The sequence below is a fragment of the Stenotrophomonas sp. 610A2 genome, assembly GCF_030549615.1.
In the GTDB taxonomy this organism is placed as follows: domain Bacteria; phylum Pseudomonadota; class Gammaproteobacteria; order Xanthomonadales; family Xanthomonadaceae; genus Stenotrophomonas; species Stenotrophomonas pigmentata.
The window spans coordinates 127,648-148,373 of record NZ_CP130832.1 but is presented as its reverse complement, the minus strand read 5'-3'; the positions used below and the strand labels follow the sequence as shown (position 1 = coordinate 148,373).

The following is a 20,726-nucleotide window of genomic DNA, read 5'->3' as shown; positions in this document are numbered from 1 at the left end:
AACTCTCACTTGCTCGCCTTGCGGACCTGCGTGATTGCGCCTCACGGCGCTATCACTTTGATTTCACGAGGTATTTACTTCAGCCGACGCTCACTAATGTGAAACAGTGCACCTTCAAGTCAATGAACTGTCGCTAAACAAAAAAGTGTGACCTACACCGTCAAACGGTAGCCGGCACCCCGAACTGCGCGAACTGGCAGGGTACAGCCGGTGGCGGACTGCACACGATTGCGCAATCGATGTACCAGCACCTCAATCCGATGCGGATCAAAGCTCCAGGGCTGGTCGGTGAGGGCTGCGATCAGGCGTTCGCGGGCCACCGTTTCGGCCGGCGAGGCGAACAGCAAACTGAGAAATGCGCGTTCGGCCTCGGTCAGCGCCAGCACCTGTGCATTGGGCCCACGCAGGTCCCAACCGTCGGATTCCAGCCCCCAGCAGGGGTCATTGCCAGAGCCGCCATTCTCCAGCAGCTGCGCCGCTTCACCGGGCAGGCGCCGGCGCAGGCTGTACAGCTTGGCAGCCAGGAATTCCGGCTCGGGCCGGTGCGGCAGGCAGGCATCGGCGCCGGCCCAGAGGCCTTCGGCGATCAGATGGGGGGTAAGCGGATCGACCAGCAGGACCACGCCCAGGTCGTCTCGACGGCGTAGATGCTCGACCGTCTCGACCATGCCGGCGCGGACCCGGGTGGTGTCGATCACGACGATGTCGCAGGGCACGATCACCAGCTCGCGGTACAGCGCCTCGACGCTGTCCAGGGCCTGGATCTGCGCGCCATACGGCAACAGCGGTTGCAGCAGCTCCAGGTTTCCAACAATCCAGATACGCAGTGGCGCCAAGGCCGTGGGATTGGCTGCGCCCATGGGCGCAATGTTCAGATCCGATGCCACACACTCTCCCTGTCGGGCGTCAGTAGACAGCCCACCTATTCTCGGGATTTTAGCCTAGCGTAATGTCAGTTATCGCGGAAACCGGGTACACAGCGTTTTGTCCATGGAATGAGCGGCACTTCCGTGCCGCCCATTCAGTGCCGTTTATTCGGCAGGCACGCCCATTTCCTGCAGCAATGCGGGGGCCGGGTAGACCTTGGCCAACAGCCAACGCAGATAGCGCATATCCACGTGCACGGCACGCTTGTAGCGCGGGTCGAACCACCAGCTGGCGCTGACCGACTCCCAGTTGGAGTCGAAGTTCAGGCCGATCAACTCGCCCTTGGCATTGAGCACCGGTGAGCCGGAGTTGCCGCCGGTGGTATCCAGGTTGGTCAGGAAGTTGACCGTCTGCGTCTTCAACGCCGGATCGGCGGTACTGCCGAAATCACCCTTGGCAATTGCCGCCAACAGCGGCTTTGGCGCATCGAACGGCACCGTATTGGTGTTCTTCTCGACGATGCCGGCCACCGTGGTCACCGGCGAATAGCTGACCGCATCACGCGGATGCAGCGCTTCGACCTTGCCATAGCTGATGCGCAGGGTGCTGTTGGCATCCGGGTACACCGCCCTGCCCTGGCTTGCACGCCAGGCGAACAGTGCCTGCATGTAGGACGGGCGCAGGCGCAGCTGCTCGCCCGCGCGTTCCTTGCTGTCGCGCTCGGCATTGAGCTGTGCCACCACCAGTGCCGAGGCCACCGATACCAGCGGATCGGCCTCGATGAAACCGCCCTTGCGTGCGGCCTCGAAGCGCGACAGGCGCTGCGCTTCGTCACCAAGCTTGGTCTGTGCGTACAGCTCGTCCAGATGCTTGGTCAGCTCCGCCGGTGTGCGCCCGAACAGGTTGTCGTAATGCGCGTCGCGCTGCGCATCGGGCAGTTGCTGGTAGCGGCTCAGCAACGCGGTGAGCAGTGCTTTCTCAACCGTCGGGTCGTAGCGGCGCTGTACCTGCTTGAGCACACCTTCAATCAAGGCCTGGTCGCGCTGCTGATAACCGGCTTCGCGCTCGGCATCGGGCTTGAGCGACTCCACCCGCAGGCGCTCCAGCAGCAGCGCCGAACGCAGCAGCTGGGTCTGGCTGGACATCAAGGAGACCAGGAACTCGCTGCTGCCAACCGCGCTGTCTGCGGCCAGCGACGCAAACAGCGCATCGATATCAGCCTTGTACTTGCCATCGGCGCTGGCCAGCATGGCCTGTTCGTCCTGCGCACGCTGGGTCTTGGCATCGCTGCGCAGCAGGCCTTCCAGCTCACCGGCGGCACGCTTGCGGTTGTTCTTCAACGACTGCAGCTGCGAGGCATAGCGCGTGCGTGCATCGGCATTGCCCTTGCCCTGTGCTTCGATGACGTCGATCAGCTGCTGGAACACTTCCACGCGGCGCGGCAGCACGGTATCGATCTGGTTGGCGAACTCGGCGGCGGTGCGCAGGCGATAGGTGGTGCCGGGGTAACCGGCCAACATCGCGTAATCACCTTCCTTCGGGCCATCCAGCGACATTTTCAGGTGTGCCGGCGGCTGGTAGGGAACGTTGTCCTTGCTGTACGGCGCCGGCTTGCCATCCTTGCCCACGTAGGCACGCAGCAGGGTGAAATCACCGGTGTGGCGCGGCCACATGAAATTGTCGATTTCATCGCCGTAATTGCCGATCGCACGCGGCGGCGCATAGACCAGACGGATGTCGGTCAGCTCCAGCTGGCGGATGCGGTAGAAGTCGCTGCCGTAATACATGTTGGCCACCGAGCAACGCACGCCGCCTTCGGCCTCGCAGTCGGCGACGATGCGCTTGCGCGCGCTTTCCACCGCGTCGTAGTAACCACGACCGGTCTTGCCACGCGCGTCTTTCAACACCTCGTCGGTGACCTTGTCGAAGCCGACCGTCACCAGCACCCGGTAATCGGGATTGGCTGCGCGCTCGTCGTCGCGGCTCTGGGCGATGAAGCCGTCATCGATGAAGTTGTGTTCCTTGCTGGCGTTGTACTGGATGACGCCATAGGCCACGTGGTGATTGGTCAGCAGCAGGCCCTGGTCGGAGACGAACGAGCCGGTGCCGCCACCCACGCGCACCACCGCGCTCAACGGCGGTGCGGTGACGTCAGCCAGCTGCTTGGGATCACCTTTGAAGCCGGCCTCCTTCAGCGTCCTGGCCAATTCCGGCAGCTGCGTGGGCATCCACATGCCTTCGTTGGCGTGGGCGGCAACAGCAGCCAGGCTCATGCCCAGCGCCAGCGCGGCGGTAAGCGGTTTACGCGTCATCGGAACTCCAGCGGATTACATAACAGCCGCCGACAGTAGCGGTGCCAGCAGAAGGCGGCAACCGCCAGCAGTCACGTTGATTCGCCAACGCTTGTGGGAGCGGCGTGAGCCGCGAAGCCGGTGCAGCATGACTTCGCGACAACGCTGATCTTCGGCTTGGCAAATGCGCAATTGACTACGGATGGAGCGGTGGCTTCGCGGCTTACGCCGCGCCTACAACGCTCCACCTGTGCTACTCAGCGCTCCTTGCGCCAGTTCACCGAGCCGCGGTTTTCCACCGTGGACGATTCCACTTCGATGTCGAAGCCGCGCCGCAGCAGGTACTTCAGGGTCAGCACCGAGCCGCTGCCGATCAGCGAGACGCCGTAGCCGATGTAGAGCTTGGGCGTGATGTACTTGCCCACGCCGATCACCGAACCACCCAGCGCGCGTGATTGGCTGACGCCTGCATCATCGAGGCCGAGCTTGGCACCCACCTGTGCGGCAAGCAGGCCGGTACCGGCCGACAATGCCGCCGATGCCGCGTTGACCTGCTGCGCCTGGTCGCTACTGGCCATGCTCAGGCTGCGGCCCAGCACCAGATACGCGAGCGATTCGGATTGCGACATCGCCGGTTCCGACCACACGTCCACCCTGGGCTGCTGCGCGCGGCCGGTGACGTGGATGCCGGCGGTGACATCACCAATCGCACGCTGCGCCTTGATGTTGATGCGCGGGTCGGAGACCACGCCGTAGTTCCACAGCAGCTGGCCGTCGGTGATGGTCAGGTCCTGGCCATAGGCCTTGTAGCGGCCACTGACCTCCAGCCCACCATTTGCGGTCATCTCGCGACCCGGACGCGCACGCACCTGCATTTTGCCAGTCAGCGCACCCTTCAGACCGAAGCCGCTCATCTTGACCTTGTCGCCCAGGCTGACGGTCAGGTCCATGTCCAGTGGCGACGACGGGCCTTCTTCCGGGTCGACCGGGTCCAGCACCACGATGTCTTCCGACACCGACGTACCGCGATCAAGGCGTTCCAGGTCCAGGTCGGCCTCGGGCACATGCACGCTGCCGCGCAGCTCCATCGCGGTGCCGGCCAGGGTGAAGTCCAGGTCCGGGTTGGCCACCACGCGCAGTTCACTGGTGTTTGCCAGCAGCACCTTGTCGCCGTGGATATGCAGCTGCAAGGGCTGCGCGTCACCGAACCAGGACAGGCCGCCATCCACCTGCAGCGTGCCTTCGCCACCGGTCTTGGTCGAGGCGCTGATGCGCGCCGAGCCATCGGGCTGGGCGACGAAGCTGCCCTTGCCTTCGCTCAGGATCAGGCCCAGCGCCGGGAACTCACCGGTGAAGTTGCTGAGCTTGGCGTCGCCGCCCAGGGTCGGCTGCGAGCGCGTGCCGCGCAGGCTGACGTGGCCTTCGATCAGGCCTTGCGGCCGCACCAGATCCGGCGAGAACAGCTCCAGCCAGTACAGCCGCGCGATGTTCATGTACAGCTCGCCGGTCAGCGCCGCGTTCGGCTCCCAGCCGGTCTGTACCTTGGCATCGATGAAGCCGTCGCCCTGGAAACCAACACCGAGGTAGCCCTTGATGCTGTTGGGCAACATGTCGACGTTGAGCGAGAAATGGTCGTAGCGAACCAGCTCGCCGCGGGCGTTGTCGCCGAGGCGGATGCCACCTTCGGCCGAGGCGACCTTGAAGGCACCTTCCCAGGCATTGCCACGCGGGCGGATGTTGCCGTCCAGGGTGATCTCGCCGCGCAGGTACATGCGGCGGCCTTCGTTGGGCGGCAGCCATGGCTGCACCAACGCCAGCGGCAAGGCATCACCGCGCAGCTGCAGGCCTTCGCGCGGCCAGTTGGCGGCGATGCACAGGGCGCCGCCGGTCTCCGAGCCCAGGCAGGCGTCGGACAGGGTGAAGTTGCTGCCCTGCACATTGAACGCAGCGGCTTGCCGCAGCTGCCATGGCGCGCCCTTGACCGGCGCGATCCGCAGCGAGGCCAGCTCGCCGCGCCATGCCTGTCCCTGCTGGCGCACGCTGCCACTCAACGCCAACGCGCCCATCTCATTGCGGGTATCGGCGTCCAGCTGCAGGTTCTGCACGCTGCCGCGCGCGTTGATGTTGACCTGGTCCAGCAACATGCCGACTTCCACCGCGCTGCCGTGGATCTCCAGCGCACCATTGCTGCCCTGCCACGGCAGGCGGCCATTGATGCTGATCTGCTGCGCCTTCCAGTCGTCCCATTGCAGGCCGTTGCCGCGCAGGTCGGCGCTGATGTCCGGTTGGCTCGGGGTGCCGCGCAGCTGCAGGGTGCCGGCCAGGCTGCCGGTGCCACCGGGCAGCAGGTCGGACAGATGCAGTGGCTGCAGCCGCGCATCCACATCCAGGCGATCACCGACCTTGCCTTTTGCCTCGATCTGGCTGTCGCCCATCACCAGCCGCACATTGCCCTCGCCCTGGGTGCCCTGCAGCGCGAGCTTGGCGCGTGCATCGACGCGACGCCCGCGCAGCATGCCGTTGATCTGCGGCACATCCAGCGTGGCCTCGAAGCGCATGTCGCTGCTACCGGCCACGGCCGGCAGCTGCTTGCCCTTGGAGGCCAGCGTGCCGGACAGATTGCCTTCCCAACCCGGTGCGAAGTAGCCGGGATCGAACTTGGACAGGTTTGCATCCACATCCCAGGCCAGGGTCGGTGCCCATGCTGCCGAACCCTTCAGTTCCAGCGCACCGCCGGGCGTGGTCGCCTTGAGTCGTTCGATATGCGCCTGCTGGTCGTTGCCGCGCACGTCGAAATCGAGATTGGCGTCCTGTGCTTCGCGCGCCACATCGGCCTTGCCGACCGCCGCCCAGTTCTTCAGGTTGCCGGCCACGCCCAGACGCGCTTCCTTCAGGTGCAGCGGTACCGGCGTGGTGTCGGGCGAACTCGGATCTGGCTCGGGCACATAGGTGAGCTGGTTGGCGACCACCGCGAAGCGGAAGCCCGGATTCTGCGTATCGGTGAAATCAGCCGTGCCCTGCAGGCGCACGCTGCCACCGAAGGCTTCGGCAACCAGCGGCGAAACCGTCAGCACCTGCTTTTCGATGGCGATGTTGGAGGGTGCCAACACCAGCTCGTTCTCGCCCTGGCGCACGCGGCCCTGCAGCTGCGCCTGGCCACCACGTCCACGTGCGGTGAAATCCAATGCCAGCGGCGCCGGTGCCTCGGCCAGGAATTGCGCCGGCACCAACTGACCGATATCCAGCTGCTCGCTGCGCGCGGCCACGTTCCAGACCGGATCGTTGCGGCCGTCAAGAATGAAGCTGACATGCAGCGGCTTGGGCGCGTAGCCGGCCACTGCAACTTCCATATGGGCCAGATCACCGCGTGCGACCAGACCCAGACGCGCGGCTGGCTGGCCTGGACGTGGCGGCATCAGCGCGCGCACGGTCAGATCAGTGGCGTAGTCCTTGCGTGGCAGGTAATGGCCATCGATGCGGAAGTCACCGAGGTTGCTGTTGACCTTGATCTGGGTGGCGGTGAATTCGCCATCGGCGGCTTCAAGCCCGCCGCGGACTTTGGTGATGTCGATGATCGGCTGCTGCAGCTGGGTGATGCGCAGGCCATCGATGACGATGGTGTCGGCCTGCAAGGCCAACGGCAAGTCGATGGCCGGCAATACATCCGGCCAGTTGGGCAGCTCGAACGGCGTATCTTCCGATGGCCCCAGCTCCAGCGTGGCATCGGTGATGCGCAGCGCATCCAGCCGCAGCTTGCGGCCGAGCAAGGGACGGATATCCGGATCCAGATAGGCCTGGCCGGCGGTGAAATGCAGCTCGTTGTAGCGGAAATCCAGGTCGTGCAGGACCAAGGGCCCGGCCAGCGGGCCGTCAGCCTTGCTCCAGGTCAGCGATGAACCAGCGGGCAGGCGCGCCACCACCTGCGCCAGCAACACCTCGCGGCCGGCCACGGTCTGCAGCAGCCAGTACAGCGCGAACAGGCCCAGCAACACCAGCACGGTGATGGTGATGCCACTGCGCACCGCCAGCTTGCGCAACCGCGCCCTGCGCTTGGCGCGCAGCTCGGCGATGCGGGCTTCGCGTTCTTCCGGGGTTACTTCATCGGGGCGTGTACTCACAGGTCAGCTCCGATGTTCAGATACAGCTGGAACTGCGAATCCGGGTTGTTCAAACCGTGCGCGATATCAATGCGCACCGGGCCCACCGGCGACTTCCAGCGCACGCCGAAACCCACGCCGGTATGCAGGTCGATGTTGTTGTCGAAGGCGCTGCCGGTGTCCACGAACACCGCACCGCCCCACGGGCCACCACCGAAGTAATGCTCATACTCGACCGAACCGACCACCAGGTTTTTCGCGCCCAAGGCGAACTTGTCCGGCGGCGGTGTGCGTGGGCCGACTTCGCGGAAGGCATAGCCTCGGATGGAGCGGTCACCACCGGCGAAGTAACGCAGGCTGGGTGGCATCGCGACCAGATCGCTGGTCCAGGTGGTGCCGGCCTGGCCGCGCAGGATCAGGCGATCGGCATCACCCACCGGGATATACCAACGCACGGTGGCATCAGCCTGGATGAAGCTGGTATCCGAACCCGCACCTTCGATGCCGCCGCGCATGGTGGCGTTGCCGCTCAGGCCACGGCGCGGGAAGCTCTTGTCATCGACATCGACGTAGTCGGCGGTGAGCTGCGGGTAGACCAGCGTCGAGTAGTTGTAGACCGCTGCATTGAACTCATCGCCGGAGCTGTAACGCCAGCGCTCGCGCAAGGCATTCATCGAGACGATGGCGGTCCAGTGCTCGTTGATCTCACCGCTGCGGCTGGCGATCAGCTTGACGTTGCGCAGGTCGATGTAATCGGTCTGCTCGTCGTAGGCACTGACCGCGTAGCTGTACCAACCGTCCAGCCAGCGGAAACCCGGCACCCGGTAGCTGGTGATGAAGCTCTTGCGCTTCTGCGCGTAGTCCAGCTGGGTAGTGAGCTTGTGGCCACGCCGGTTGACGTAGCGGCGCTCGACGCCGCCACGCACACCGGGGCCGCTCTCGCTGCCGTAGCTCAGGCCAGCGGTATAGATGGTGCGCTTGGCGCGGGTCAGCTTGACGTTGACCGGCACCTCGCCATTGTCGTCGGCGTTTTCCGGGTGCGGCTGGATGTCGATGACGCTGAAGTAATCAAGCTTGGTCAGCGACTCGCGCAGGCGATCAAGCTTGCCTTCGTGCCAGTAGCTGCCCTGCTCCCAATACACCAGCGGCTCGAACAGGCCCGGGCGGAAGTAATCCTGCTCGAAGGTGATCGGCCCCATGTTGTAGCGGCGGCCGCTGTCCCAGGTGAGGAAAATGTCGGCCGCATTCTCGGCACGGGTCACTTCCACCTTGCGCTGGGTGAAATCCGCATCGAAGTAGCCACGCTCGGCCAGGCGCCGGGTGATGGTGATCTTGCTGGCCTCGTAGCTGACCGAATCGAAGACTTCGCCGGTCTTGGGATGGAAGGCCTCGATGTCGTCCTGCAGGTAGGTGTCGCGCGAGGCCGGGCCGGTGATGGCCAGTTCCTGGGTGCGGACCTTGATCTGCTCGCCCTTGTCGACCTGGATCGTCACCTGCAGGGTGTCGCCGCTACGCGGCGCTTCCACGGTGATCTTCGGGTTGTAGAAACCGAACGGCTCCAGCGCCGTACGCGTCTGCCGCTCGGCCTGTGACAGCAGGTATTCCAGCCGCGACTCGCCCTGCACCTTGCCGACCGCGTCGTAGACCGACAGCGAGGACTCGATGTTTTCGATGATTTCGGCGTCATCACCCTTGTCCAGACCCTTGATCTGGACCTTTTCGATGGTGCCGCGGGCATGGGCAAGGGGAACTGCTGCCAGCGACGCCAGGAACAGAAGAAGCGGGGTGATTCGAGATAGCTGCATGCGCGTCAGCATACCGGTCCGAACATGACCAGCAAAATCACACGGCCGTCATGAAGCTGCCTACGGTAGTGCCGAGCCATGCTCGGCAGAGGCCGTACCGGGAATGCCTCGGCCGAGCATGGCTCGGCACTACATTCGATTCGTTCGCCTCCACCATGCTGTACGGACCATCACGCCGTGTTGACGGGTGCAGTTAAATTATCGTGAAACGCCCAGCCGCTCCGGTTCCTAGAACACGTGGTGATGCTGTCCCGGGTTAATGCGCTGCCAGCAAGGAGCGGCCGGTTGACTGGGTCCAGGAACTTCCACGAGTCCAGGTACCCACGATGAAACGACAACTCCTCAGCGCGGCGGTCTGCACGGTGATTGCCGCTTACTCCCCCCTTTCCTTCGCCCAATCCCAGAGCGAGGCAGACAAGAGAAACGTCGAAACCCTCGACAAGATCACCGTCACCGGCTCCCTGATCCCGCAGGTGCAGGTCGAAACGGCCACCCCGATCACCTCGATCACCGCCCAGGACATCCAGAAGCAGGGCTTCAAGGATGTCTACGAAGTCCTGCGCTCGCAGCCACTGGCCACCGGCGCGGTACAGGACAGCCAGTTCTCCGGCGGCTTCACCTCGGCGGCCAAACCCATCAGCCTGCTCGGCCTGGACCCGGGCTTCACCCTGGTGTTGATCGACGGCAGGCCGATGGCGGACTACCCGCTGCTCTACAACGGCCAGAGCAACTTCGTCGACCTGGCCAGCATCCCCACCTCGATGGTCGAGCGCATCGACATCGCCCCGGGTAACCAGTCGTCGATCTATGGTTCCAGCGCGATCGCTGGCGTGGTCAACATCATCCTCAAGAAGCAGCTGGATGGCACCGAGATGAGCTTCCGCATCGGCGGCTACGATGGCGGCGGTGGCAGCAACCAGCGCTTCCAGCTGACCAGTGGCCACAGCTGGGGCGACCTCGACCTGACCGCCGGCCTGCAGCTGAGCAACCAGGACCCGATCTACGGCTTCAACCGCAAGGATTTCGATTCCACCAACGACAACCCCGACGTCGCCGCGCGTTACGGCAGCCGCACCTTCGTGCACAACAGCAGCAGCGGCGCCTATATCGACCCGGGTGCAGCAGCCTGCGCACCGCTGGCTGGCCTGTTCGGGGGCACCACCTTCTATGACACCCGCCCTGGCCGCGGCAACTACTGCGGCAGCCGTTACGAGCCGGGTTACTCGACCATCCTCAACAAGGAACGCAGCGCCTCGGGCTATGCCAACCTGAATTACGCGGTCAACGAGACCACCGACCTCTACGCCACCTTGCTGATGAACCGCACCAAGAACGAGAGCAACTCCGGCTCCCGCTTCTGGCAACCGTCGCTGGACACCAGTGGCTACATCTTCAACAACCTGACCGGCGACCTGGAGAGTTACCAGCGCATCTTCTCGCCGGAGGAAACCGGTGACCTCAACTTCAACAACGAGCGCCAGACCGCCGACTCCTACAACGTCGCGCTTGGCATCAAGGGCGCGGTGGGCCAGTCGAACTGGGACTACAACGCTTACTACGCCCGCTCCGAGTACCACATCGACAGCCGCCAGTGGTGGCCGTTGAAGGACAAGATGGAAGACTTCTTCCGCGAGCACTTCCTCGGCCCGCAGCTGGGTGATTACTACGGTTATCCGATCTACGAGCCGAACGATGCCGGCTTCTACCAGGCGCTGACGCCGGAGCAGTACCGCAGCTTCCAGGGCGAGATCCGCACCAAGTCCAAGACCTGGACGCAGAACGTCAACCTGCAGTTCACCAACACCTCGCTGTTCACCCTGCCCGCCGGTGATGTCGGCTTCGCCGGCGTGCTGCAGGCCGGCCAGCAATCCTGGAGCAACCCCACCGACTCGCGCGTGGTCAGCGACCAGTTCTGGGGCCTGAGCGGCACCCAGGGCAAGGGCAAGCGCGACAACTGGGCGGCAGCGGTGGAACTGCGCGTGCCGATCTTCAGCAAGCTCACCGCCAGCCTGTCCGGGCGCTACGACGATTACAAGAACGATGGCGGCGGCAGTGATTCACGTGCCACCTGGAAAGCCGCGCTGGAGTTCCGGCCTATCGATTCGCTGCTGTTCCGCGGCAACTACGCCACCGCGTTCAAGTCACCGGACATGGCCTACGTCTTTGCCGGCGACAGCGGCTTCTACACCTTCGTGCCGGACTACTACCGCTGCGCCACCGAGCAACCCGGCGTCCCGATCAGCCAGTGCACGCTCAACGACGAACAGGTGCGCGGCTCCCGCTCCGGCAATGGCGACCTGAAGTCGATCACCGCCAAGTCCTGGGGCGGTGGCGTGGTCTGGTCGCCCAACAGCAGCTTCACGGTCAGCGCCGATTACTACCGGATCAAGATCGACAACAAGGTCGCCGACCTCGACCTGGACCTGCTGCTGCGCAATGAATCGGCATGCCGTCAGGGCCAGCTGGATGCCAGCTCGCCGACCTGCGTCGATGCCCTGCAGCGCATTGGACGTGCTGGCCCGAACGCACCGCAACCGAACCAGATCAACACGGTGGCGGTGAACCCGATCAACGTCGCCAAGGAGGATGTCAGCGGCGTCACCGCCAACCTGGACTACCGCTGGGCCACCGACAGCTGGGGCAGCTTCATGCTGGGTGCGCGCTACAACGTCACCCTCAAGCATGAGAGCCAGCAGTATCCGGAGGACCCGGTGATCGACCTGCTGCGCGATCCGTATTACTCCTCCGAGTTCAAGAACATCTTCAGCGGCACCCTGGGCTGGCAGATGGGCGACTGGACCACGACGCTGTATGGCATCCGCTACGGGCGCACGCCGAACTTCGCCGCCCAGGACACCACCGAGGGCTATGCAGCCGATGACGCAGGCAAGGTCAAGGCCTGGACCACCTTCAACCTGACCGTGGACTACGCGGTAACCGATGATGTCTCGTTGAGCGTCACCGCCAACAACCTCACCGGCGAGCGACCGCCGCGTGATCGTACCTATACCACCTACCCGTACTACAACGTCTTCAACTACAACGGCTACGGCCGCTCCTACATGCTGGAGATGAACTGGCGCTTCGGCCGCGCCCAGTAAACAGGATGCAAAGGCAATGAACGGGAGCGGCCAAGGCCGCTCCCGTTTTATCTGCTGCCCTGCAGGCGCTCACGCAGCGGCGCGAGCTCAGTGGCATAGCGCCGCCATTCGTCGATGTTGCGTGCGTGTACCGGCTCGCGTACCTGCACGCTGCTGAGGGTGGCAGTCGCGGCCGCATTGCGGGTCAGGTCACTGCCGCCGCTTTCCGCGGCAAGCCCGCAGCGTTGCAGCACCTGCGCCAGTGCCGCATCGGGATCGTGCACCATCGCTTCGTAGTCGATCTCCAGCACACGCCCTGGCAGATGCTGCTGCCAGGCCTGCATCAGCTGCGTATGCGCTGCGTGGTGCGCAGCCAGGGCCTCAAGCTCATAGCTGTAAGCATAGGAGTCACCGAACATGGCGCGGTAGTTGGAAAAGCACACCGCCATGGGATCGCGCCTGACGTAGACGATCACCGCCTTCGGCAGTGCGTGCGCGATCGGGCCTGCCAGCAGGTAATTTGGCGGCAGCTTGTCGATGAAACGGCGTTGTCCGGCCAGGCGCCAACGCGTCTGCCGCAGATAACCTTCTCCGACGGCAGCGTAATCCAGCGTTGGCAGCGCCTGCAGCAATGCAGGGTCGAGCAGCGCGCGGCCAGCCTGATCGGCGGCCAATCGCAATTGCTGGGCAAAATCGCCAAGCTCACCGGCAGACGCTACCTGCGAATGATTGCCGAGCATGCGTTCAAGCACCGTGGTGCCCGAACGCGGCATGCCGATGATGAAGATCGGCTGTGCGCCGTCCTCCTCATCGGCCGCTTCGACGGGCGCGAAGGTCCCCGCTGCCGCCAGCCGGGCCATCGCCTCATGCTGTGCGTTATCGGCAAGACGATCGTGGCGCAGGCGCCGCCACATCGTGGCATTGCCTTGCCGCAGCGCATCCCATGCCGCGGCGAAATCACCGATATCCTCCAGTTCCTTGTACAGCGCGAACCACAGTGCTGCGAAGTCTTCGCTGTCCGCCGCCGTTGCCTGCAGCTGCCTGCGCAGGCCGTCGACATGATTGTCGTCCGTACGCCAGCGGCGCAGGCGTGCACGGGTCAGCGCGGCTCGGCCGTGGCTGGGATTCAGCTGCAGGCAATGTGTGAGCGCCTGCTCGGCCGCTTCCAGCTCACCGTTGAACTGCAGCTGCACGCCAAGGAAGTAATGGAAATCGGGACTGTCGAATCCCACCGCCGCCGCACGCTGCATCAATTGCAGGGCATCGGCATGCAGCCCAAGTGATTGCAGCACGTGGGCCAGGGCCGCCAGCGTCGGGCTGTCATTGCATTGGGCCACGCAGGCATTGCGCATCAACCGCGCCACGCCTTCGCTGTCGCCGACGCGCAACAAGGCCTGGGCGACACGCAGCAGCAGCGCCGGGTCGCGGTAGTCCAGGCCGGCAGCCTGCTGCAACTGTTGCACGGCCTCGCGCAGCCGGCCCTGCGCCAATACGGTGCCGGCCAGCATCACCCGCGCATAGGCGTGCGCGGGTTGCTGATCCACCACGGCACGCAGCTGCCGCTGCGCCTCCGGGATGTCGCGCCGGGCCAGAGCGGCCTGTGCGGACTGCCAGGAGGCGCTGGTATCCATGCCTCAGCTGGACAGGTGTTCGATCGCGGCGACGCTGCCGAGGCGGTCGCCCAGCGTGCGCAGCAGCGCCAGCCGGTTGCCACGCAGGGCCAGGTCGTCAGCGTTGACCATCACCGCGTCGAAGAACGCGTCTACCTGCGGGCGCAGGCGGGCCAGGCGGCCGAGCACGGCCACGTAGTCCTTGTGCGCCAGCGCGGTGCCGGTGTCGTCGATGGCAGCGGTGACCGCTTCGGCCAGTTCGCTCTCGGCCGGTTCACGCAGCAGTGCCGAGTCGATCATGCCCGGGATCTCGCCGTCGGCCTTGCGCAGGATGTTGCGGATGCGCTTGTTGGCCGCGGCCAGTGCCTCGGCTTCCGGCAGCTGGGCAAAGGTGCCGATGGCATCGATGCGGCGGTCGAAGTCGTACAGCGATGCCGGCTTCAGTTCGGCGACGGCGTTGAAGTGGGTGGCCGGTACGCCCTTGTCGGCGTAATAACCCTTCAGGCGGTCGATGATGAAGTCGTAGAGGTCAAGCCCAAGCGTTTCGGTATTGAGATCGGCACTCGGTTGGACCCCAGCAGGCAACCCCTTGATAGACGACGACAACAGCGCGCGCAGATCCAGATCAAAACCCGACTCGATGATGCTGCGGGCCAGACCCAAGGCATTACGACGCAGCGCGAACGGGTCCTTGTTGCCGGTCGGCTTCAGGCCTGCGGCAAAGCCACCGGCCAGCGTGTCCAGGCGCTCGGCAATCGCCAGCACCTTGCCCAGCGGCGACAAGGCGATGTCATCGGCGGCAAAGCGCGGCTGGTAGCTCTCGTCGATGGCCAGCGCCACCGACGGTGATTCGCCACCGGCAACGGCGTAGTGACGGCCAGCAATACCCTGCAGTTCCGGGAACTCATTGACCATGCGCGACTGCAGGTCGTTCTTGGCCAGCTCGGCGGCACGCTTGGCCTGCACCGGATCGGCACCCACCTGCGGCGCGATGATCTGCGCCAGCGCGCTGACCCGCTGCACCTTGTCGGCGACGCTGCCCAGCTTGGCCTGGTAGGTGACGGTCTTCAGGCCATCGCCCATGCCGACCAGACCCTGCTTGAGGTCTTCGTCGAAGAAGAACTTGGCGTCGGAGAAGCGCGGGCGGATGACGCGCTCGTAGCCCTTGGAAACCTCGGCCACGTCCTTGGATTCGATGTTGGCAATACCGATGAACTTCTCGGTCAGCTTGCCGCCGCCGTCGAGCACCGGGAAGAACTTCTGGTTGATCTCCATGGTCTCGATCAACGCTTCCTGCGGCACGGCCAGGAATTCGCGCTCGAAACTGCACAGCACCGCCGCCGGCCATTCGACCAGGTTGACCACCTGTTCCAGGTTGTCGTCGGTGATGCGGGCCACGCCGCCAGCCTGTGCGGCTGCGGCATTGACCTCGGCGACGATGCGCTCGCGGCGCGCGTCGGCATCGACCAGCACGTTGGCGGCCTTCAGCGATTCAACATAGTCGGCCGGGTTGCTCAGCCACACCTGCTTGTCGGCCATGAAACGGTGGCCACGGCTGAAGCGGTCGGAGGTCAGGCCCAGCAGCTCGGCCGGCACGATGTCGTTGCCGTGCAGCAGCACCAGCCAATGCACCGGACGGGCGAAGGCGTATTCGTGGCTGCCCCAGCGCATCGGCTTGGGGATGGGCATGGCGGCGATGGCTTCGCGCAGGATCTCCGGCAGCAGGCTGGCGGTCTGCGCGCCCGGGGTCACCGAACGCAGCACGAAACGCTCACCCTTGGCGTCGGTGGTGCGATCCAGCGCGGTCCAGTCGATGCCGGCCTTGGCGGCGAAGCCCTGCAGCGCCTTGGTCGGCTCGCCATTGGCGTCCAGCGCGATGTTCAGGTACGGGCCGAACACTTCCGAGTGCTGCTCGGGCTGTTCGGTCTCCACGCCCGGCAACAGCACGGCGAGGCGACGCGGGGTCGACAGCGGCTTGGCATCGCCGCGCTCGAAAGCCACACCACGCTTGGCCAGGCCGTCGATCACGCCATCGAAGAAGGCCTGCGCCAGGCCCGGCAGCGCCTTGACCGGCAATTCTTCCACGCCCAGTTCGATCAGCAGCGGCTGCATGCTCATGCCTGCACCTCCTTGGCTGCGACCGCTTCGATGCGCTTGGCCTCGTACAGCTTGGCCACCGCCTGTGCCAGCGCGCGCACGCGCAGGATGTAACGCTGGCGCTCGGTCACCGAGATGGCGCGGCGTGCGTCGAGCAGGTTGAACGAATGCGACGCCTTGCAGACCTGTTCATAGGCCGGGAGCGGCAGGCCGGCTTCCACCAGCTTCTGTGCTTCCTTCTCGCAGGCGTCGAAGCGATGGAACATTTCTTCCACGTCGGCGTACTCGAAGTTGTAGGTGCTCTGTTCCACCTCGTTCTGGTGGTAGACATCGCCATAGGTGACCGGGGTGCCGTCCGGACCGTAGGTCCAGATCAGGTCGTAGACGTTGTCGCAGTTCTGCAGGTACATGCAGAGCCGCTCCAGCCCGTAGGTGATCTCACCCAGCACCGGCTTGCACTCCAGGCCGCCGGCCTGCTGGAAGTAGGTGAACTGGGTGACTTCCATGCCGTTGAGCCAGATTTCCCAGCCCAGGCCCCAGGCGCCCAGGGTCGGCGATTCCCAGTTGTCCTCGACGAAGCGCAGGTCGTGCACCAGCGGGTCGATGCCCAGCGCCTTGAGCGAATCCAGGTACAGCTGCTGGATGTTGTCCGGGCTCGGCTTCATCGCCACCTGGTACTGGTAGTAGCGCTGCAGGCGGTTGGGGTTCTCGCCGTAGCGGCCGTCGGTGGGACGGCGCGAGGGCTGCACGTAGGCGGCATTCCAGCTTTCCGGGCCGATCGAGCGCAGGAAGGTGGCCGGGTGGAAGGTGCCGGCACCGACCTCCAGGTCCAGCGGCTGGATCAAGACACAGCCCTGTTTCGCCCAGAAATCATTGAGGGTCTGGATCAGTCCCTGGAAGGTAATCGAAACGGGGGGAGTCGCGGACATGCTGCCTGAGCCGTACGTAAGGGGTGCGTTAGTATAGCGACCGACCGCGCGATGGCCGCGCCAGCAAGGGGTTTGGGGTGGAAAACGCTGCTGTGGAAGGGATTCAGGCACCGTCACCGCAGGTGGCTATCGCCCCGGGAAGGCTGCAGTTTTCCAACGTCGCCAGCGCCCTGCTGGCCGACGGCCTGGTGGCCGCGCACGACCAGGAACGGATCCGTTTCTCCGCCCAGGGCGCGCGCAATGCCAGTGAAGTGCACCCGCTGGTACTGCTGGCCAACCTGAAACTGGCCTCGGCCGCTGGCGCTGGCGAACTCGGCCTGGAGCGCCTGACCGAATGGCTGGCCGCACGCACCCAGACCCGCTACCTGCGCATCGACCCGACCCGCGTGGACGTGGCCGGTGCCACCGCGGTGGTCTCGCATGCCTATGCGCGCCGCCACCGCATCCTGCCGCTGGGCGTGGACAGCGAACGCGTGCTGGTGGCCACCAGCGAGCCGATGGCGCGCGAGTGGCTACCCGACCTGCAGCACCTGACCCGTCGCCGCATCGACATGGTGCTGGTCAATCCGCTGGACCTGCACCGTTATTCGATGGAGTTCTTCGGCGTCACACGTTCCGTACGCGGCGCACGCAGCGACGCCCGCGACAACAGCAACGGCGTCGCCCCGCCCAGCTTCGAGCAGCTGGTCGAACTGGGCAGCGCCGGTGACGTCAACGCCGACGACCACCATGTGGTCAGCATCGTCGACTGGCTGCTGCAGTACGCCTACGAACAGCGCGCCAGCGACATCCACATGGAGCCGCGCCGCGACAAGGGCCGCATCCGCTTCCGCATCGATGGCGTGCTGCACAAGGTGTTCGAGCTGCCGCCATCGGTGATGACCGCGGTGGTCAGCCGGGTCAAGGTGCTCGGCCGCATGGACCTGGCCGAGCGCCGGCGCCCGCAGGACGGCCGCATCAAGACCCGTTCGCCGGGCGGGCGCGAGGTCGAAATGCGCCTGTCGACCATGCCCACCGCGTTCGGCGAGAAGTGCGTGATGCGTATCTTCGACCCGGACTCGGCCTTCAAGAGCATCGAGCAGCTGGGTTTCAGCCCGGAAGAGGCCGCTGGCTGGAACGAGCTGGTGGCACGCCCGCACGGCATCGTGCTGGTCACCGGCCCGACCGGCTCCGGCAAGACCACCACCCTGTACTCCACGCTCAAACGCCTGGCCACGCCGGACGTGAACGTCTGCACGGTGGAAGACCCGATCGAAATGATCGCGCCCGAGTTCAACCAGATGCAGGTGCAGGTCAACATCGACCTGGACTTCGCCTCCGGCGTGCGCACCCTGCTGCGCCAGGACCCGGACATCATCATGATCGGCGAAATCCGTGACCTGGAAACCGCGCAGATGGCGGTGCAGGCCTCGCTGACCGGTCACCTGGTGCTGTCCACCCTGCATACCAACGATGCACCCTCGGCGATCACCCGCCTGCTCGACCTGGGCGTACCGCATTACCTGATCGCCTCCACCGTCAACGGCGTGCTGGCGCAGCGCCTGGTGCGCACACTGTGCCCGCACTGCAAGGCGCCAGACACGCTGACGGACGCCGATTGGGCACCGCTGCGTCATGCCCATGAAGCATTACCAGATGTGGTCACGACATATGCGCCGGTCGGTTGCCTGGAGTGCCGGCGCACCGGTTACATGGGGCGGATCGGCCTGTATGAGCTGCTACCACTGGGTTCGCGGCTTCGCGCCCTAATCACCCGCGACATGGATCTGGCCGGATTCAGCAAGGCCGCGGCGGCCGACGGACTGCGCACCCTGCGCCGCACCGGGCTTGAAAAGGTGGCCGCAGGGCTGACTACAATCGAGGAAGTCCTGTCAGTACTGCCGCCGCCGGAATGAAGTCCCAGCCGTTCTTGATCGTTGAAACCGGGCAACCGTTCCCGACCCTGCGTCGTTATGGGCGTTTCCCGCACTGGATCCGCGTTGCCGCCGGGCTGGAAGAAGCCGACACCGTGGTGGTCAACGTCGAGCGCGGTGAGCAGTTGCCCGAACGTACCGATTTCGCCGCCACGATCGTGACCGGCTCGGCCGCCTTCGTCACTGACCGCGCCGACTGGAGCGAGCGCAGCGCCGACTGGCTGCGCGACGCCGCCCACGCCGGCATGCCGCTGCTGGGCATCTGCTACGGCCATCAGCTGCTCGCCCATGCATTGGGCGGGGAAGTGGCCTACAACCCGGCCGGGCGCGAGTCCGGCACCATCCAGCTGGAACTGGAGGCCCCGGCCTCGGCCGATCCGCTGTTCGCCGGCCTGCCGGCCAGCTTCCCGGCCCACGCCACCCACCTGCAGACGGTATTGCGCGCGCCCGAAGGCGCCACCGTGCTGGCCCGCTCGGTGCAGGACAACTGCCACGCCTTCCGCTGGGGCGAGCAGGCCTGGGGCCTGCAGTTCCATCCCGAGTTCGCCACCCATCACATGCGTGGCTACGTCCGCGCCCGCGCCGACTGCATCGCCCGCCATGGCGGCTGCGCCCGCAGCGTCGCCCGCGAGGTCACCGCCGCGCCACTGGCCCGGCAGTTGCTGCGCCGCTTCGTGCGCCACGTACGCCGCGAAACGCACTGAACCTGCGCTTGCTTTGTAGGAGCGGCGTCAGCCGCGAAGCCGGCAATGCAGCAATTACGTTCATGTCCGCAATCTGAGGATTCGTGGGCTTCGCGGCTGACGCCGCTCCTACAAAGGCCGAAAGGCCAGCCCCATGTAGTGCCGAGCCATGCTCGGCAGAGGCCTTCCCGGCAACCCAGCCTGTAGTGCCGAGCCATGCTCGGCAAGAGGCCTTCCCGGCAAAGCCCCTGCCGAGCATGGCTCGGCACTACCAACAACACCCCTCCCCAGCCCTCCCCTTCGCTTCGCGAAAGGGAGGGAGCAAACCCCGCCGTTACTTTGTCCTCATAAACCCGACCCAGGTTTCAGGCGATAATCCGCACAGCGCCGGCGTGTTGCCCGCGCACTCCCCCGCTTCGGAATTGCAATGAGCGAGATTCGCAAGGTACCGGCCTCTGCCGGTGCGGAATGGCTGCTGACCGGTTTTGGCCTGCTCAAGCGCGCGCCACTGGCGCTGGGTTCGCTGGGCATCCTGTGGGGCGTCGGTACCTCGCTGGTGCTGTCGCTGTCGATGCTGGTGCCGGCACTGGGCACCGTGGTGCAGCTGCTGCTGCTGTTGGCCGGCCCGTTGTTCATGGGTGGCATGTTGTGGGCGATCCGCGAGGTCGACCAGGGCCGCACTGCCAAGCCTGCGCACCTGCTGCAGGGCGTACAGGAAGGACGCGCGCCACATCTGCTGGTCGCCCTGCTGCCGCAATTGATTGCTGCCCTGCTGCTGGGCACCTTGCTGCTGGTGCTGGTTGGCACCGACGGCCTGCAACAGCTGTCGGTGGTGATGGTCAAGCTCAACGAGCTCAGCCAATCCGGCGCACAGCCGGACCCGGCGCAGATCGAGGCACTGGTGGCGACGCTGCCGGCCGGGCGCATCCTGCTGTGGCTGCTGCTGCTGATCGCCAGCTTTGTCGCGCTGACACTTGCCCTGTTCGTGATGCCGCCACAGGTGATGTTCGAGCGCTCCGGTGGCATGCACGCGCTGCGCGAAAGCCTGCGCGCCAGCATCCACAACCTGCCGGCCATGCTGGTGTTCTTCGTGCTGGCCTTCATCGCCATCTTCGCGATCTATTTCGCGGTGATCATCGTGGCGCTGTTCATCGGCCTGATTGCCGGCCAGGGCGCCGCCATGGCGATCGCCCAACTGCTGCTGATGGCGATCCTGATGCCGGTGTTTGCAGGTGCCGTGTATGCGGCCTGGAAGCAGATGCTGGCGCCGACCGATGCCAGCGGCACCATCCCGCCGCCGGTAAACAGCGGCCACGTGTTCGAAGCCTGATCCAGGCTGTCACGTCGCTTGCCA

Annotated in this window: 11 protein-coding genes; 4 read left to right on the top strand and 7 right to left on the bottom strand. The window is 65.2% G+C overall.

Features of this window, described 5'->3' with window-relative positions; translation table 11 throughout:
* Positions 1-152: 152 nt before the first annotated feature.
* The 4 genes from Q5Z11_RS00580 to Q5Z11_RS00565 form a co-directional block, all read right to left on the bottom strand.
* Complete coding sequence (locus Q5Z11_RS00580; RefSeq protein WP_303748226.1) at positions 153-887, bottom strand: winged helix-turn-helix domain-containing protein; 735 nt, start codon at positions 885-887, stop codon at positions 153-155.
* 144 nt (positions 888-1,031) lie between these two features.
* Entirely contained in the window at positions 1,032-3,179 is a 2,148-nt protein-coding gene (locus tag Q5Z11_RS00575) for a S46 family peptidase (protein WP_303748225.1), read from the bottom strand.
* Between the two features lie 236 nt (positions 3,180-3,415).
* Complete coding sequence (locus Q5Z11_RS00570) at positions 3,416-7,228, bottom strand: translocation/assembly module TamB domain-containing protein (protein ID WP_303750107.1); 3,813 nt, start codon at positions 7,226-7,228, stop codon at positions 3,416-3,418.
* Positions 7,229-7,272: 44 nt separating this feature from the next.
* Positions 7,273-9,072, bottom strand: coding sequence for an autotransporter assembly complex protein TamA (locus Q5Z11_RS00565; protein ID WP_303748224.1), 1,800 nt, complete (start codon positions 9,070-9,072; stop codon positions 7,273-7,275).
* Between the two features lie 314 nt (positions 9,073-9,386).
* Here Q5Z11_RS00565 and Q5Z11_RS00560 point away from each other — a divergent pair, with 314 nt between their 5' ends.
* Positions 9,387-12,161 (top strand): TonB-dependent receptor, encoded by a 2,775-nt coding sequence (locus Q5Z11_RS00560; RefSeq protein WP_303748223.1) that lies wholly within the window; start codon positions 9,387-9,389, stop codon positions 12,159-12,161.
* A gap of 47 nt (positions 12,162-12,208) precedes the next feature.
* Here Q5Z11_RS00560 and Q5Z11_RS00555 read toward each other — a convergent pair whose 3' ends face one another.
* From Q5Z11_RS00555 to glyQ, 3 genes are read right to left on the bottom strand one after another with little or no spacing between them, the layout of a single operon-like run.
* A complete protein-coding gene (locus Q5Z11_RS00555) occupies positions 12,209-13,771 on the bottom strand; it encodes a tetratricopeptide repeat-containing sulfotransferase family protein (RefSeq protein ID WP_303748222.1) in 1,563 nt (520 codons plus the stop codon).
* Positions 13,772-13,774: 3 nt separating this feature from the next.
* Positions 13,775-15,868, bottom strand: a complete 2,094-nt coding sequence (glyS, locus tag Q5Z11_RS00550) for a glycine--tRNA ligase subunit beta (protein ID WP_303748221.1) — start codon at positions 15,866-15,868, stop codon at positions 13,775-13,777.
* The gene (glyQ, locus tag Q5Z11_RS00545; protein ID WP_303748220.1) at positions 15,865-16,776 is read right to left on the bottom strand and encodes a glycine--tRNA ligase subunit alpha; all 912 of its coding nucleotides are present in this window, start codon (positions 16,774-16,776) and stop codon (positions 15,865-15,867) included. Before glyQ ends, glyS begins: the two co-directional genes overlap by 4 nt.
* A 92-nt stretch (positions 16,777-16,868) precedes the next feature.
* On the opposite strand from glyQ, the gene Q5Z11_RS00540 reads away from it, so the two are divergent.
* The 3 genes from Q5Z11_RS00540 to Q5Z11_RS00530 all read left to right on the top strand — a co-directional run bounded on the left by Q5Z11_RS00540 (position 16,869) and on the right by Q5Z11_RS00530 (position 20,702).
* Entirely contained in the window at positions 16,869-18,671 is a 1,803-nt protein-coding gene (locus Q5Z11_RS00540) for a GspE/PulE family protein (RefSeq protein ID WP_303748219.1), read from the top strand.
* Positions 18,668-19,393: a glutamine amidotransferase gene (locus Q5Z11_RS00535; RefSeq protein WP_303748218.1), complete on the top strand. Its 726-nt coding sequence runs from the start codon at positions 18,668-18,670 to the stop codon at positions 19,391-19,393. Before Q5Z11_RS00540 ends, Q5Z11_RS00535 begins: the two co-directional genes overlap by 4 nt.
* A 406-nt stretch (positions 19,394-19,799) precedes the next feature.
* Entirely contained in the window at positions 19,800-20,702 is a 903-nt protein-coding gene (locus Q5Z11_RS00530; RefSeq protein ID WP_303748217.1) for a BPSS1780 family membrane protein, read from the top strand.
* Positions 20,703-20,726 lie beyond the last annotated feature (24 nt).